Here is a 16818-nt window from a genome sequence, read left to right as displayed (position 1 = left end):
TGCTATAAGTAGGTTCGTACCATCAATTAAAACGAATCCTATGAATACTTTAAAAATTGAAAATCTATCTAAAACGTATCCCAACGGAGTAAAAGCATTACAGGGTATCAATCTAACGATTACCAATGGTATGTTCGGGTTATTAGGTCCTAATGGAGCAGGGAAATCTTCACTAATACGTACTTTAGCTACACTACAAGAGCCTACTCAGGGAAGCATATTATTTAATGATACACATAGTAATAAGGAACCACAAATTATTCGAAATCAATTAGGATATCTACCTCAAGAATTTGGAGTATATCCCAAAATATCAGCAATTCGATTATTAGATCATATCGCCGTACTAAAAGGCATATTGAATAGCAAAGAACGTAAAGAACAGATAGAAGGCTTATTACATCAAACGAATCTATATGCAGTACGAAAAAAGTCTGTAAAGACCTTCTCTGGTGGTATGCGTCAGCGATTTGGTATTGCACAAGCATTGCTAGGCGATCCCAAACTTATTATTGTAGACGAACCCACTGCAGGCTTAGATCCAGAGGAACGTAATCGTTTTCATAATTTATTAAGTGAAATCGGAGAACATAGAATTATCATTCTTTCTACCCACATTGTTGAAGATATTAAAAATCTATGCGCTCATATGGCAATTATGGGAGAAGGGAAAATACTAAAACAAGGTATTCCTTCAGAACTTATTACTCACTTAGAAGGTAAAATATGGCATAAGGTTGTCGCCAAAGAAAATGTTTTGGCTTTCAAAAATGCCTTTAATGTCTTATCAACTCGATTATTTGGTGGTAAAATAGAACTTCGCGTATTAGCAGATCATCGGCCAGAACAAGGATTTAAAGCTTCTAAACCAGATTTAGAAGATGTCTATTTTTCTACAATTAATAAACAATCAATACTATACTAATCATGACTACGAAATTACTTCAGTTCGAATGGCAATATCATACTCGCCAAACTTCCTTCATACTATTTCTAATATTGTTTATAGGATATGGTGTCCTTGCCATTACACAAGCTTTTCAATATTTAGAATTCAGCAGCATGTATAACGATGCTTATAATTTAAGTTTTCTATCAGGCATTATTAGTATAGGCGTTGTATTTGCCAGTATATTTTTTTGTGTGAATGGATTACTTCGGGATACAACTTTTCATTCCAAAGAAATAATTTTTAGTACAGGAATACAAAAACATAGTTTTTTAATCAATCGCTTTCTAGGTCTCTTTTTGGTATCTCTTCTCATTGGTAGCAGTGGTTTATTAGGGGTCTTTATTGGAACAAACATTGCCCATCAAAATCCAGAGGCATTACATCATTTTAACATAAGTCATTATCTATGGCCCTGGTTAACAATTATAGTCCCTAACGCTTTTATCTGTACTGCTATTCTATTCTCGGCAACACTCCTATCTCAAAAAGCAATAGTGACATATATCATCGGGCTCTTGCTTATTGCTATTCATTGGATTTCGGGGTTCTATATTAATTCTCCTCTAGTTGGTGGTTCTATACTTTCTGATCCAGAGATTTTAGAAATTGCGTCTTTAGTAGATCCAATAGGGTTAAGTGCTTTTTTTGAACAAACTCAGTTCTTAACACCAATAGAAAAAAACGAAACTCTTATTTCACTATCAGGACATTTTGTATGGAACAGAGTTATTTGGATCTTCTTTAGTGTTGTATCTATAGTAGTATCCTATCGATTGTTCTATTTCAGGAAACTCAATCAAAAAGTAAAAAAACAAGTTATATCTATAGAAGATACAACTAGTAATTCGACTTATACACCTGTAACTACTATTTCGGATACATTAGCAGCAAGAATAGCACGCATTAGATCGATTGTAGTATTAGATACAAAAATGATAATTACAGGAATTCCATTTCTGATCATTATATTATTATGGATTGCTATGATTGTACTGGCATTTAATAATAGCGTACGTAGCTTTGGTATTTACGGAAATCGTTACCCTACTACAGACCTGTTTATAGGTTTAATTCATGAAATTTTACCAATAATGGGATTGCTACTCATTGTTTTTTATACTGGTGAGATGGTATGGAAATCAAGATCTAATAAGTTTCATGAGATTATTGAGGGAACACCTACAAAAAATAGTACATTTTTTATTTCTAAGTATATTACAATAGCTATAATCCCTATACTACTTATTTTAATATCAATATTTGTTGCAATAACATTTCAGCTTTCAAATGGTTATTACGATATAGAATTAACTCATTATTTTTCGATGTTCTACTTCGGAGGGCTTCAGGTTTTATTATACACAATTTTTGCACTGTTAATTCAGAATATAGTCTCTAATAAGTATTTAGGAATGGTCATTTCCGGAGGTATTATGCTATTATTTGGCCCTTTGAGCAATAGCATAGGGTTAGAACATCCTTTGGTTCTTTTCAATAACCTACCCAGTATGGCCAGAACGTATTCTGATTTTAATGCATACGGACAATATGTTGTGAAATTTAACTGGTTATCCTTGTATTGGATCACTTTTGCAGGAATAATAGCCCTGTTCGGTTTTAAATTATGGAAAAGAGGAACCATTTCTACTATCAGAACATACACTAGAATGATATGGAGTAAAAAAGAAAGAGTACTATTGATAAGCTTTGTTTTTCTATTCGTAACTATCGGGAGCTATATCTACTATAATACTAACATGATCAATGAATATGAAATAGCAGATGAAGCATATGATTTTAATGAGAAATATGAACGTGCATATAAAAAATATGATCATCTGGCAGTACCAAAATTAATCTCTGTACAAACAGCAGTAGATATTTTTCCAAATCAACATAAATATGAAGTAAAAGCTTCCTGTTTGATAACGAATACAGGCACCGAACCTATAAAAGAAATCTTTATTACTACACCGATACCACTAAAAAAACTATCTATAGAAAATAGCACACAAGTTTTTCATGATTCAATTATAGGAACTTACTTATTTAAACTTCATACTCCATTGCTACAAGGGTCAATCCTAAAAATGGAATATAACTTAACCAAAAGTTCTTCTGGATTTGATATCGACCATAGTATTACAAATAATGGATCTTATATTAAAAGTCATCAATTTAGTCCTCATTTGGGTTATGTAAATCAATACGAGATTGATTATACTTATGAACGAGAGAAACGAGGGTTGCCAGTAAGAGAAAAACCAGTAGTAAATGACAACTATTTGCAAATCGGAGGGAAATTTAATTTTGAAAATATAGATTTTGAGGCCGTAGTCTCTACATCAAACGATCAATCTGTACTATGCTCTGGAGATTTAATAAAACAATGGAAATCGAATGATAGAAATTATTATCATTATAAATCTAAAGGTAAAATTAACAGTATGGTGGCATACCATTCGGCACGCTATAAAATTGAAAAAACAAACCACAAGGGCATCCAAATTGAATTGTACTACCTCCCAGAGCATTACAGAAACATCGCAGAAATGATAAAAGTGACTAAAGCAACTATTGATTATGCAACCGATAATTTTGGAAAATATCCTCATAAACATCTTCGTATTGGTGAAATGTCAATATTTGGAGGTGGTGGAGCCAACGGCCAGGCAATGCCAGGTGTAATTAGTATTAATGAAAAAGTTTTTAAAAGAGATGTTTCAAACCCAGAAGACTTTAATGTAATTGCCAGAGTGATCATTCACGAAATAGCTCACCAATGGTGGGGAGGGCTACTTACCCCAAAGCGAATTGATGGATTCATGGTACTATCAGAATCTCTAGCCAAGTATTCTGAAACCGTAATTATGGAAAAATTATATGGTAAAGCTATGGTTAGACAACTATCAGAACATACGGTAAGAAGATATTTTAGTGGTCGTTCTCATGCCACCGAAATAGAGCCTTCATTATACTTAAGTCAGTTACAACAATATTTAGGATATAGTAAAGGGGCTATTGTTATGTCTGCAATAAAAGATATTATAGGAGAATCTAATTTAAATACGGCACTACAAAATATGATACATAAATACAGTGATAAACCGACTGCAACAACACTTGATTTTCTTGAAGAGCTGTATCTGGTTACTCCCATCAAGTATCATAACCTAATTGATGATTGGATGAAACGTGTAATCACTTATGATTTGAGGATTAAGAGTACTTCTTATAAAAAGCTTAGTAATGGTACTTACGAAATTACGGTAGGTATAAAAGCACAACGATTTGAAACAGATAGCTCTGGAAAAGAAATCACGATCAATATTAACGAGCCAATTAAAATTGGAATATTTAAAAAACATCCGGAAACTATCAATAATGATAAAGATATCCTCTATTTAGAATCTCACCAGATCAATAAAACAGAAATGGTTTTTAAAATTATTACCAAGAAAATACCAGCTTATATCGGCATCGATCCGTATTACACCAGATTAGATAGAAATATGGCCGATAACATAGTTTCTGTGAATCTTTAATATATTTGAATGATGACATTAAAAAAGAGATTTTATATCACCACCATTCTTACTATAATTTTAGCTACATTAAGCTTAATTTTTAAAGATAGCAATAGTGAATTACATATCTTTTTAAACTTTCTTACTGGTTTAGTTATTTCTTATATGTTATTATTTTACCTATTCAAAACAGGTAAATTAAAAACAAATTGGCCAAATTCTACTATAAAAATAATTATATATATTTCTATAATAGGACTGTTGATTTTCGGAATGAATATGGCTAATAGAATAGATGATGATCAAGAAAGTTTTTGGGTAGTTAATCATAATATATGGCTTACAGATTTATTTGGGGTATTACTGGCACTATTGATTTTTTATACCATTTTTTCATGGGGGTTTGAACAGTGGACCAAAGTACAAACCCTTAAAAATGATAAAGTCAAAGCGGAATTAGAACTTTTAAAAACTCAAATAAATCCTCATTTTTTCTTTAATACGCTTAATAATTTATACTCATTGATTAAAAAAGATCCTGATACCGCGCAAGAATATGTGCTTAAACTCTCAGATATGATGAGATTTACCATTTATGATGGAAAAGAAGAAGCTGTTCCTCTTGAAGAAGAAATTAAATATTTAACCAATTTTATTGAGTTACAAACGGCCAGGTATCATAAAGCAATCGATATTGATTTTAAGCATAGTATTATTAATAAGGACTACCCTATCCCTCCGTTATTGTTTATTATCCTGTTAGAGAACTCCTTTAAGCACGGCGTAGAAAAACTTATAAATCAGTCTTTTATAAACATTGAACTAAAAGAAGATGACAACCAAATACTATTTACCATCAAAAATAACTATGATCCCGATACACATGTAAAGTCCGGAGGTATTGGGTTAGAAAACTTACAAGATCGCCTTAATTTACTTTACCCAAATGGTAAACATAAATTAACGATTAGCAATCAAAATCAAATATATTTTGTGAAATTAGAATTATACAAATCATGATCACCTACATCATAATAGACGACGAAACCGCTTCACACGATATTATTGAAGATTACAGCGGTAATTTACCCTATTTATCACTTCAAAAGCATTGTTATAATGCCTTTGAAGCGATAGAATACCTAAATCATCATCAGGTAGATTTAGTATTTTTAGATATTAATATGCCTAAGCTTACAGGTTTTGATTTTTTAAAAACACTATCAAATCCTCCTAAGATTATCGTAACTACTGCCTATAAAGAGTTTGCATTAGAAGGTTATGAACTTAATATTGATGATTATTTATTAAAACCTTTTAGTTTTCAGCGTTTTGTTACAGCAATACAAAAAGTGCAGGGAATATTGTCATTACATTCGCAAAACGTAAGTAATATAGATGATTCCAGTATTTTTTTAAAGGACAACAAAAAGCATTACCAGGTAAAACTAAAAGACCTTTTGTTCTTAGAAGCATATGGAAATTATGTAAAAGTATATTTAGAACATCAAATGATCATTACGCATCAAACCTTATCTTCTTTTGAAGGGATGCTTTCTAAAAAAGATTTTATAAAGGTGCACAAATCATTCATTATTGCAAAGACCAAAATAGAACTAATTGAAGGTAACCGAATAACAATCAAGGATCACAAAATTCCTGTGGGGAAAATGTATAGGCCAAATATTAATGACTTACTTAGCTAAATTTTAATTATTATCCGGTTACTCCATCTCTATCAAAGATGCACAATTATAATTTTCATTACTAGATTATTTTATTGTATTTCAATTCCATTTTGATCAGGAAATTTTCCTGTTACTAACCAACCTCCAAAATCTTCAGAAACGGCCAATAAAAGTGTATTTTCTCCTTTTTTAAGGTTTAGATATATTGCATCAAACAATCCTACAGTACCCAAATATCTATAATCTCTAGAGCGCCACCTATTTGTACCTTTATAAATAGGTTTGCCATTTAAAATAGCGACTACTCTATCGCTGTATCCAAATTCAAAAAGCTTTATTTGATCTTTGTTTGATTTAATTTTGATTTTTGCAAAAACAGTATTCCCAGGAGTTCCATCAACCAAAACTACTCCTCTTGCAATATTTGCTGCTGTACCTTCTTCTACCTGGATTGTTTTCCCCCATTTTCTAGATTGAATTACTTCTTTTAGTTTCATTGGGTTATTTATCAATTTTTCTTCAAACATATCAGATACTTGCCATTCTGAAATCAATCCTTCAATAGGTTTCCTTTTTATAGGTTTAAAATCTACTATTTCATATTTACTTTTATCAATTTTGAAATTCGCATAATGCATGGCTGCAGCACCCCCACCTCCTATTGCGATCTCACCCTCTCGCGGATCATGAACCAGATCCCACGATAGATTTGGAGTTTCAGAATAGTCCAGATATATCTGCGCCCTACGACCATTAACTACTATTTTCACATGAGTCCAATCATCATAATTATAATCATATGCAAAAGAATATTTAGGCCCAAAATAAAGTTGCCACGGTGTTATACCATTAATAACAGGAGCAGCTTGATTGGCATCGGGTTTACCCGAAAGATGGGCTCGCAGGTAAAAAGATTCCATATTATTTCTATCAGAAGCTCTAAAACGAACACCAGGAAATCCTTGCCGATTGGTAAGATATACATCAAACTCAATAGTACCATTCAAGAATTTGGTATCTTTTAAAAATGCTAAGCCACGCTGAATATAAATAGCATCTTTCCCTTTATAATTTTCTAAAACATAAGATTGGGCATTTATTTCCCAATGAACCGTATCTAAAGGAATTATGTTTTGAGAATTCCCTTGTTGAATAAATAAAATACTTACTATAGAGAATACAATATATCTAATCATGAGTTTCGTTTTTTGATTTCATTCAAAGTTCTAATGTATAGTATACAAAGCATAAACAAGTTGGTGCAAGTTGATTCAATGTTGTTCAAGTCGTAATTTTTGATGACTTTTGTTAAATATTATGAGCGCATATCCAGAACATAAATTAGTACAAAAGTGTTTGCTAGAAATCGAGGAAAAACTCAAGTGGGGAAATTCTGATCAATGGCATAATGATGTATTCATTGAATTGAGCGAAAGTATTCAGCAAAACACCGGTATCCTTTTAAGTCCAACGACTTTAAAACGTGTTTGGGGTAAGGTTAATTATAAAAGTGCACCCAGCATTAGTACATTAAATACACTCTCACAATTTGCCGGATATGCAAACTGGAGAGATTTCAAGAATAAAAAAGATATCAAAAAACCTTCTTGGGTAGAAAAAAAAATAACTCAAAACCTAGGCATTATTGTAGTTTCTGCCTCTATTATGACTATTGTGTTTATTTCATTTTATTCTATGATTGGAACTAAAAACGATACTATAACTGATACCGATTTTTCAAAAATCACTTTTAGTAGTAGACCGATAACCGAAGGGTTGCCAAATTCTGTAGTCTTTGATTTTGATTTAAATACGATTAAGTCCGATAGTATATACATCCAACAATTCTGGGATGTTACAAAAACTATTAAAATAAAACCAGAACAAAAGAAAGCTACTGGTATTTATTATTTTCCAGGGTATTTTGGTGCTAAACTTCTGGTTGATGGGCAAATCATAAAAGAACATGATTTGTTTATTACCTCTAATAATTGGGTGGGCACTATAGATTATAAACCTATCCCAAAATATGTCTCAAATACAGATATGTTTCGAGATAGATTATCTTTTTCAAATACTATCATCGATGAAATTAAGTCTACTACAGAACCTGTAGTCTCTACTTTTCATCTGGTAAAAGATTTTGGAAATGTATCTGGAGATAATATCAAAATCATGACCTCTGTTCGTAACCTGTATAGAGAAAAATGGGCAGTCTGTCAAAAACTAAGGATAGTTATATTAGGTACCAATGGAGCTTTAATAGTACCATTTTCTATTCCGGGATGTGTTTCAGATATCAATATAATGCTTAATGATGTGTACTTAAAAGGTAAAGAACACGATCTTTCTGCTTTTGGGGTTGATTTTTCTGATTTCAGAGCTATCGATATCAATATCAAAGAAAAAAAAGTAGCTGTTTTTATTGATGATAAGGAAATTTACTCGAGACAATACAATACATCTATAGGGAAATTTGTAGGTATTCGTTACCGGTTTTTAGGTGCAGGAGAAGTTAGTTATCTAAATATTACTGAAGGTCCTGATGAAAAAACAATTATGAATCATGATTTCAATGCAAAAAATTAGATTTTGTACGCCAATGTTTTTTAAAAAACAGGGTTTTAACTATTATCAATCAGTCTTTTAACTCTTTTATCTCAAAACCTTCCATTGTATATTTGGTCATAATAAATTTATAAAGTTATGGCACAATCATCTTTTCAAGTAAAAACATATTTATATTACAATTGGTCATCCCGAAGCTTAGGAAAAACCAATCTAATTTTAAAAGGAGTTGGTGGAGAAACCTGTTCGGTTTGGTTTAGAGAAGACCCCAATGCTGTACTCCCGGTAGCAACAGTTTCTGGATCATATTATAGCTTTTATTATCACTATGACCAATTACAACATTTAATAGATATGCTAAGAAATGAAAGCCCAATCTATGTTTATTTCAATAATGATAATGGATTCAATAATTCTAGGATTTCTACTGCAAATGAACCTGTTGGTGAAGGTGAAATGAGTTAAATATCAGATAAAATTAAATACGTTGTTGGGTCACCATAGCGCAGTAGTTTATCAATAAACTGTTGTAAGTGTAATTGATCAACTAATTTCACTTTCATAGAAATATTGTGTGCCCCTGTAACACGGTGTGCTTCAACAATTTCTGGAAATTTATCTAATTCACTACAAAATACATTCAGGTTTCCACTAAATAATTTAAGCATAATAAGAACTTCTATACCAAAACCTAGTTTTTTATTATCCAATTCAACCCTATACCCTTTTATGATTCCAAGGTCCTCTAATTTTTGGATACGTTCTCTAACCGAGGATGGAGAAAGTCCTATTTGTCGACCTATTTCAACATAAGATGCTCTCGAATTATCTTTAAGTCTATTGATAATTTTATGATCTATATTATCCAACATAAATACAATACTATAATTGAGGATGTATTAATCCTTTATCCAACCCCAAGGAGCATCAGGATTTTCTACCGGTTTTGTGATATCCATTACAACTTTAAAAACACGTGGAGTCCCTATACGTCTTAAATTATAGGTAAAAGTTGTATCATCGACTGTAATCCACCAAACATTAGTAGAAGCCGCAGGAATCATTTTTTTTGTTTCTTCATCTGCCGGAAATACTTGTATCCCTTTTTGCCCTAGATTTGTTGTAACACCACCATATTGAGTAATTTTATCCTCAGAGCCATCTTCATGCCTATGATCATGTTTTAACGTTATGCGATTATCTTTATACGTTAACACCCAAGTTCTGGATTTATCATCCCCAACAAAAAAAGGTATTTTTATAGCGGTATCACTACAGTAACGTACGTGCATCACTAATCGTTTGCCACCAAATTGCTCATCTTCTTTGGGTAACTCCAGAGTGCCTTCAAATGATTTTCCACATAAATTCTGTAATGAGTTCCAAAATTGCTGAGCCTCATTTGTGTCCTGTGAGAAGGATGCTGTAAAACAACCTAACAAAAAAATAAGGAAGTGTATTTTTTTCATAAATTTAATATAATAGAATTTTGAAAGTTATGAATTCTTTTTTTACACTCCCATTATTTTTCACCATATCATAAATTAATCATTTAAATACCTATGGGTTTCTTAGTATTATCAATAGTATTTGCATCCAAACGGGTGCCAAAAGGATCAATTGAGATATATTGTGGAATCTCATCTACAATAAGTTTAAACTTCATTTGATCTGCATTGATCTGATGAGGCTTTAAATATAGTATAGAATCTTGATTATTAATTGTACTCGGGTCTTTTGAAAACATCCCTATTTGAATAGGTTCATCTATTGAGATTGCTACTGCTTCTCCATTTTCTTTGGTTTCAAAACGTTTTGCAGAAATGTCTATAGTAACTTTATATTTACCATTAGTAAGTGCAGTAACCTCGGCATTTTCAATTTTTAAATCATATGTAATAATACGCTTAAACCAATCATCAATCAAAATATGGTACTTCTCTGGAGTAACTGCATAAAACTCGTTTAATAATTCTGTTGATGTAACTTTAGATTCTTTTTCATTTTTATATTTGGTCACCAACTTTCTAAGAGCTTCGTTCATATTCTGTTCTCCTATCAAATCTCTAAGTGCTACCAGAGACACATAGCTTTTTCCATAAAGCAAATAAGACTGGCCTTCTCCAATGTATAAAGGAGGTTCTGGATCGGTAGCATAAGAACGACCGGTAAAGTACCTGGTATTAGCAGATTTACTTAATTGCCAAATTGCTTTTTTACCATAGTATTTTTCCATAATAATTGCTTCGGTATATTTGGTTAATCCTTCTGTGATTAACCCTCCTCCATCTACATTTTTAGGAGTAAGCATATGGCCCCACCATTGATGTGCAACTTCATGAATAGTTCGTTTGGCTACAAGATCAAAATTGTCTGTATTACGATTATCTGTAAGGTATAATCGATTCTCTACCATTGCAATAGTTCCTGGTTGTGCTTGCCCTCCAAATCGCCAATGCCCTGGTATTTCTGCAATTCGTATATGATCAAACTTATAATTTGCAAAGTGTTTTTGACAATAATCTAAAGTTTGTTTAGTGCTTTCTGAAATAGTATTGATATTATACTCATGTTCTGGATGATAATATTGTTCGATTTCTACTCCTTTATAATTTTCTTTCTCCACCTTATACGATCCCGAATAATAGGATAAAAAAGGAATAATATCATGAGACGATTTATAATGGTAAAAGTTTCTGTCGTTTTCTTCCCAGGTTTTTATTAATTCTCCTGTTGCTATAGCGGTTTGATCTTTTTGTGTAGACACAACAGTTTCATATGGTAATTTAACATATGATACATCAACAGCACTAAAATGGCTAGCATTGTTTTCATCCTCTATTTGTTTTGGTAACCCACGCTTTTCTCTTTCAAACGAATCTGTGATTTCAAAACTCGTAGTGTACCCCAAAATTGGTTCAAAAACACTATGCATTATAAATGACCCATTATTAACTAAAACTTTACTGGTCTCAAATCCCTCTTTTCTATATGTAAGTTCATATGTGTATTTTATTTGTTCTCCAGGAGCCAAAGGTTCTTTGAATTTAAAAATTCGTATATCATACACGCTATCATGTTTTTGTAATGTTGCATTTTCTATAGACATACTAGTAACCGGAATCCTCTCTGAAATAAAGATTTCTGATAAAATATCTTTCCCCCTATTTTCGAGAATATAATCAGCTTTAATAATATAGAAATTCTCATCTGGATATATATCCATTTTGGTTTTCATCGCTACCGGGATGAGCTGTCGCGGGACATCATATTTCTTATATTTTTTTTCATATGTTTCACGAAAATCTAAATTATCGCTTGCTGTAATATATTCGTTTATAATATTTCTATTGTAATATATAGTAGCTCCCGAAGTAATAAATACTATCCCAAAGAAAACAAGTATTGTAAGTTGCCATTTTTTCCAATGATATCGAAGTTGTTTTAATCTGAAAGCAAACTTATGTGTGGTACCTCGTTCCCATAATTTAAAAGACAATAACATTAGTATCAAACCTAGTGCAGTCCAATAAACAGCATAATAATGAAAAGGTTTAGTATAGTCCCCATAACCTGTCATATTTGTATATTTTGTAGCAGGCAAACTCCCTATTCGCAGTAATGAATGCTCAATTCCTATAAATGAAGCCAGAGAGCTTCCAAAAAAGATAATAATCAATCCCGTAATTGCCATCCCAACATATTTATTAGGCGATAAACTTTGAATAAATAGTGCTAATAAAATATAAAAGAGAAAACCTATTCCCAGATAATAAAACATAGAGAGGTACTGCCAAATTTCAAAAATATAATAGCCTTTTGTTATTTGAATCCCAATAGCGATAAGAATACTTATTGTGATCAATATAACTGGTAGTAGAATAAGTGTTATGGCTTTTGATAAAAAGAATACCATATTCGAAGCTGGAGTAGCGTCAATTATACCATTAAATTGCAAGCTACGTTCGCGCCAAACTAATTCACCACTATAAAATACAATTAGCAATAATCCTAAAAATGGTAACGGATCTTTAATTAACCAAATGAGTAAATCTGTTGTTGGATATAAACTATCATTATATGCCCCGCCCTGATTAACTCTTGTATAAATTTCGGTAACAACAATAACAATCCAAATTAGTATAATAGCTATAAAGGGTAAACTCTTAAATACATTGGTAAGTTCAATTCTCAATAAAGATTTAAAACTTGCGATATGTGTTCTTACCGTAGTTGTTATAGTACTAATGGGGTAATATGCTTTCTTTACTATTTCTTTTTCTTCTATAATTGCTACTCTTTTACTTTTTTGTTTTAATTTCTTAAATGAAAAATAAGTGTACGTTATTTTTAGGAGTACTAATGATATTGAAATCCAAAGCGCTCTGTTCCAAAGAAAATTACCAGAAAAAGAAAGTAATCGTGTATTTTTTTCAAAAGGAGTCCAGTATTGAGTTTGCTCAAAAAAGGCAGAAAGTCCAAACGGATCTGCTAATGCAGCTATAATCAAATTTTCTGGAGAAGCAGGTGTTGCATTGGCCAACAAGGGAGAGTTGAAAAAGATAGAGCAAATCCAATACAATGCATATATTGTAATTGCGCTAATGTATGTAGCAATATTATTTTTGGTAAATGCACTAACCGAAAAGACAAATGCAGTACAAATAAAAACATTTGGCAAAACTATGAGTAACCATGTCCATAAATAATGAGTCATATGAAAAGGTCCCAGTCGTTCTGGATCCAAGTTAGGCATAAATGTCCCCAAAGCAAAACCGACTAAAGTCATCGAAAAAACAAGCAAACTAAATATAAATACTCCAAGAAATCGACTAAGAAAAAAATGAGATTTCTTTATTGGTGTGCTATAGATTATGGCTTCCATTCGATATTGCTTATCTCTTAGCATTCCACTAATAGCAAAAAACATAATAGCAAACATACACCCAAGTGATAATACGGCAATGTTATAACTAATTTGGTATCCTGAATTAAAATTTACTTTAGCCAAAGAAGAACCCTGACTTCCTAGCATAAATCCAAAAAGAAGGAAAATAATGATGAAACCAATAAATGCCTTTTGTTTGAGTTGGTAACTGGCTTCAAAACGTAATAAAGAAGTTATCATAGCTTAGCTGTTTATAGGTTGATTATTAAATAATGTAGAGAAGTACACGCTTTCCAGATCTGGTTGCATAGTTTCAAATCCATTTTCGGGAATGGTCTCGGCAAAAACCTGAATCTGTGTTTTCCCCGAAACTAGTCGTGTAGAGATTATATTAAACTGCTCCTTATAGAATTGAAGTTCTTCCTTTGTTATGGTTTTTGTCCAGACATTTCCTGTTAACGCTTTTGTAAGTTCTATGGGGTTACCTTGTTTTATAATTTTTCCTTCTCCCATAATAGCCATATTTGCACATAAATCGCGAACATCTTCTACAATATGAGTCGATAGAATAACAATCACATTCTCTCCTATCTCGCTTAATAAATTCAAAAACCGGTTACGTTCCTCGGGATCTAATCCTGCAGTAGGTTCATCTACAATAATGAGTTGCGGATTACCTAATAAAGCTTGGGCTACTCCAAAACGCTGCCGCATACCACCAGAAAATGTATGTACTGCTTTTTTACGATGTTGATATAAATTTGTTTGTTGTAACAGTGCTTCTACCTGATCCTTACATTCACTTTTATTAGATATTCCTTTTAAAATAGCAATATGATGAAGTAGATTTTGAGCACTAATCTTAGGATATACTCCAAACTCTTGAGGTAAATACCCTAAATGATTTCTAATTTCCTGAGGGTGATTAACAATATCTTTGTCATTAAAAGTTATAGTACCCGATGTAGGTTCCTGTAATGAAGCAATTGTTCTCATTAAAGATGATTTTCCTGCTCCATTTGGCCCTAATAGGCCAAACATCCCATTGGTAATGGTAAGAGAAACATTATCCAGAGCTTTTACTCCATTAGGATATGTTTTAGATAAATTTTGAATATATAATCTGTTCATGGTTTGATTAATTAATGATTTCTGATACGAACCTATTCGGAAATGAGATCACTAACCAACTTTTATGACCACTACACTAAAAAAATCAATACAAACATGTATAATAGATACAAGTAAGGTTGATTCAAAAAAAGAAAGTGTTTATGCAAAAAAAAGTATCGTTCATCAAATTTATTGTCAAGACACTATAACATCTGTACTTTTGTACATATGATTACATTTCTAAAAAAATATAAAGCTTTTGTAATTGGTTTTTTTGTGGTCTTTTTTACAATACTATATTTAGAATATATAGGGTTCATAAAAATTCCGGAAGATAATCATATAGAGGTCATTGTTATTTTTACATTTTGGTGGCTTGTTGCCTCACTTCCTATTTATAAATTCAGGTATTTCAAAAAAAATAAAATTGTAGTATACAAAATACTTGGACTAATACTTTTACTCATAGTAGCCATTACGGTAGATAGTTATTGGAAAATCCCTGACAATCCCATTGTTATATTTCTAATTACATTGTTCTGGTTAGGTGTTTTTTATGTGCTATTTTCTTCATTTTTTAAAAAATATAAGCTGTTCATTTTAGTAATCTATACAATTGCAATATCTTATTTCTTTTATGTTCGCTTGTTTTCTAAAAACTTAGACACTTATCTAAATGATGAAAAAGATATTGCATTCATTATTCTTACGCTACCTATACCTATTCTCATTATACTTTGGCTATTTGAGCAATGGAAATGGTTAAAGACATTGAAAGCAGAAAAAGGAAAAGCCGAGTTGGCTTTATTAAAAAGCCAGGTAAATCCACATTTCTTTTTTAATACATTAAATAATTTATATGGCTTAACAGTCGAAAAATCTGATAGTGCTCCAGAAGTAGTGCTAAAACTATCTGATATGATGCGATATACTATTTATGAAGGTAAGCAAGATGTTGTATTTTTAAAAGAGGAAATCAAATATTTAGAGAACTATATAGAATTACATAAAATACGGTATCAAAAAAAAGTGGTTATAACATTTGATCATACTTATGATAAAGATGATAAGGTTGCACCTTTGTTGTTTATCATTTTGCTAGAAAATGCGTTTAAGCATGGCGTAGAACGGTTAACAAAAGACGCTTATATTCATATTAATTTAATGACAGAAAACAATACCATTAAATTTTATATCGAGAATAATTATGAAGAACCAAAAGAAACTGGTCAACATGGGATTGGATTGGATAATTTAAAAGACAGATTAAAACTTATTTATCCCAAAAAACATAAACTACTTATCAAAAAAGATAAAACTATTTACAAAACAACCTTAGAGATAGATACACAATGATACGATATATTATTATAGACGACGAACCTATTGCACATCGTATTATCGAGGGGTATTGCAATAATCTACCGCATTTAGAAAAAGTTGGTAATTGTTATGATGCTTTCGAGGCTATGCAAATGCTTAATAAAGAACAGGTAGATCTTATGTTTTTGGATGTTAATATGCCAAAATTATCGGGTTTTGAGTTCTTAAAAACACTATCTAATCCCCCTAAAATTATTGTTACAACAGCATATAAAGAATTTGCTATAGAGGGGTATGAACTAGATATCACGGATTACTTATTAAAACCTTTTTCTTTTGAACGGTTTGTAAAAGCTATTAATAAAACGATTAATACTGTTATAAAAAATAACACAACCACTACGCAACCATCCTCTATTGCAAAACAAAGCCGTTTCTTTATTAAGGGCGATAAAAAATACCACCAAATAGCTACAGAAACAATTTTGTTTATTGAAGCCTATGGAAATTATACCAAACTCTACCTTAATGATGATGATATGATTGTGAGTCATGAAAAAATATCATCATTAGAAGAACTTTTGTTAAAAGATAACTTTATACGAGTTCATAAATCTTTTATTGTAGCTATCGATAAAATAAAAACTATCGAAGGTAATAGAATCTTGATCAATACGCACAAAATACCTATAGGTCAGACATATAAGAGTCGTATTTATAAGCTCTATAGTTCTAATGGATAGAAATGTATTGTTTTTT

At 31.5% G+C, this 16818-nt stretch carries 13 protein-coding genes; 8 read left to right on the top strand and 5 right to left on the bottom strand.

All coding sequences use genetic code 11. The annotated features are described in order from the left end of the window. Nucleotides 1-40: 40 nt before the first annotated feature. The 4 genes from NNH57_RS23885 to NNH57_RS23870 are packed head-to-tail and all read left to right on the top strand — an operon-like array spanning nt 41 to nt 6185. A complete protein-coding gene (locus NNH57_RS23885; RefSeq protein WP_074406251.1) occupies nt 41-925 on the top strand; it encodes an ABC transporter ATP-binding protein in 885 nt (294 codons plus the stop codon). 2 nt (nt 926-927) lie between these two features. Next, complete coding sequence (locus NNH57_RS23880; protein ID WP_108809260.1) at nt 928-4497, top strand: ABC transporter permease/M1 family aminopeptidase; 3570 nt, start codon at nt 928-930, stop codon at nt 4495-4497. A gap of 9 nt (nt 4498-4506) precedes the next feature. Continuing rightward, a complete protein-coding gene (locus NNH57_RS23875; protein WP_108809261.1) occupies nt 4507-5499 on the top strand; it encodes a sensor histidine kinase in 993 nt (330 codons plus the stop codon). Further along, a complete protein-coding gene (locus NNH57_RS23870) occupies nt 5496-6185 on the top strand; it encodes a LytR/AlgR family response regulator transcription factor (protein ID WP_074406253.1) in 690 nt (229 codons plus the stop codon). Before NNH57_RS23875 ends, NNH57_RS23870 begins: the two co-directional genes overlap by 4 nt. A gap of 71 nt (nt 6186-6256) precedes the next feature. Here NNH57_RS23870 and NNH57_RS23865 read toward each other — a convergent pair whose 3' ends face one another. Continuing rightward, nucleotides 6257-7363 (bottom strand): hypothetical protein, encoded by a 1107-nt coding sequence (locus NNH57_RS23865; RefSeq protein ID WP_074406254.1) that lies wholly within the window; start codon nt 7361-7363, stop codon nt 6257-6259. Between the two features lie 121 nt (nt 7364-7484). Here NNH57_RS23865 and NNH57_RS23860 point away from each other — a divergent pair, with 121 nt between their 5' ends. Both NNH57_RS23860 and NNH57_RS23855 read left to right on the top strand, forming a co-directional pair. Next, the gene (locus NNH57_RS23860; protein WP_074406255.1) at nt 7485-8756 is read left to right on the top strand and encodes a hypothetical protein; all 1272 of its coding nucleotides are present in this window, start codon (nt 7485-7487) and stop codon (nt 8754-8756) included. Nucleotides 8757-8873: 117 nt separating this feature from the next. Beyond that, nucleotides 8874-9200 carry a hypothetical protein gene (locus tag NNH57_RS23855; RefSeq protein ID WP_074406256.1) on the top strand — a complete coding sequence of 109 codons (327 nt, stop codon included), beginning with the start codon at nt 8874-8876 and terminating at the stop codon, nt 9198-9200. On the opposite strand, the gene NNH57_RS23850 is transcribed toward NNH57_RS23855, so the two are convergent. The 4 genes from NNH57_RS23850 to NNH57_RS23835 form a co-directional block, all read right to left on the bottom strand. Continuing rightward, nucleotides 9197-9607: an Lrp/AsnC family transcriptional regulator gene (locus tag NNH57_RS23850; protein ID WP_106791367.1), complete on the bottom strand. Its 411-nt coding sequence runs from the start codon at nt 9605-9607 to the stop codon at nt 9197-9199. The genes NNH57_RS23855 and NNH57_RS23850 overlap by 4 nt on opposite strands. A 27-nt stretch (nt 9608-9634) precedes the next feature. Continuing rightward, nucleotides 9635-10204, bottom strand: coding sequence for a hypothetical protein (locus tag NNH57_RS23845; protein ID WP_108809262.1), 570 nt, complete (start codon nt 10202-10204; stop codon nt 9635-9637). 83 nt (nt 10205-10287) lie between these two features. After that, the gene (locus tag NNH57_RS23840; RefSeq protein WP_108809263.1) at nt 10288-13863 is read right to left on the bottom strand and encodes an ABC transporter permease/M1 family aminopeptidase; all 3576 of its coding nucleotides are present in this window, start codon (nt 13861-13863) and stop codon (nt 10288-10290) included. A 3-nt stretch (nt 13864-13866) separates the two neighbouring features. Further along, nucleotides 13867-14754, bottom strand: coding sequence for an ABC transporter ATP-binding protein (locus NNH57_RS23835; protein ID WP_108809264.1), 888 nt, complete (start codon nt 14752-14754; stop codon nt 13867-13869). A gap of 210 nt (nt 14755-14964) precedes the next feature. Between NNH57_RS23835 and NNH57_RS23830 the strand changes: the two genes are divergently transcribed. Both NNH57_RS23830 and NNH57_RS23825 read left to right on the top strand, forming a co-directional pair. Continuing rightward, nucleotides 14965-16092: a sensor histidine kinase gene (locus tag NNH57_RS23830; RefSeq protein WP_108809265.1), complete on the top strand. Its 1128-nt coding sequence runs from the start codon at nt 14965-14967 to the stop codon at nt 16090-16092. Then, nucleotides 16089-16802 (top strand): LytR/AlgR family response regulator transcription factor, encoded by a 714-nt coding sequence (locus NNH57_RS23825; RefSeq protein WP_074406262.1) that lies wholly within the window; start codon nt 16089-16091, stop codon nt 16800-16802. Before NNH57_RS23830 ends, NNH57_RS23825 begins: the two co-directional genes overlap by 4 nt. Nucleotides 16803-16818: the final 16 nt, after the last annotated feature.

It is taken from the genome of Aquimarina spinulae (assembly GCF_943373825.1).
Taxonomy (GTDB): Bacteria; Bacteroidota; Bacteroidia; order Flavobacteriales; family Flavobacteriaceae; genus Aquimarina; species Aquimarina spinulae.
Note: the sequence above shows the minus strand (reverse complement) of the source record. Positions and strands in the feature narration are given on the sequence as shown.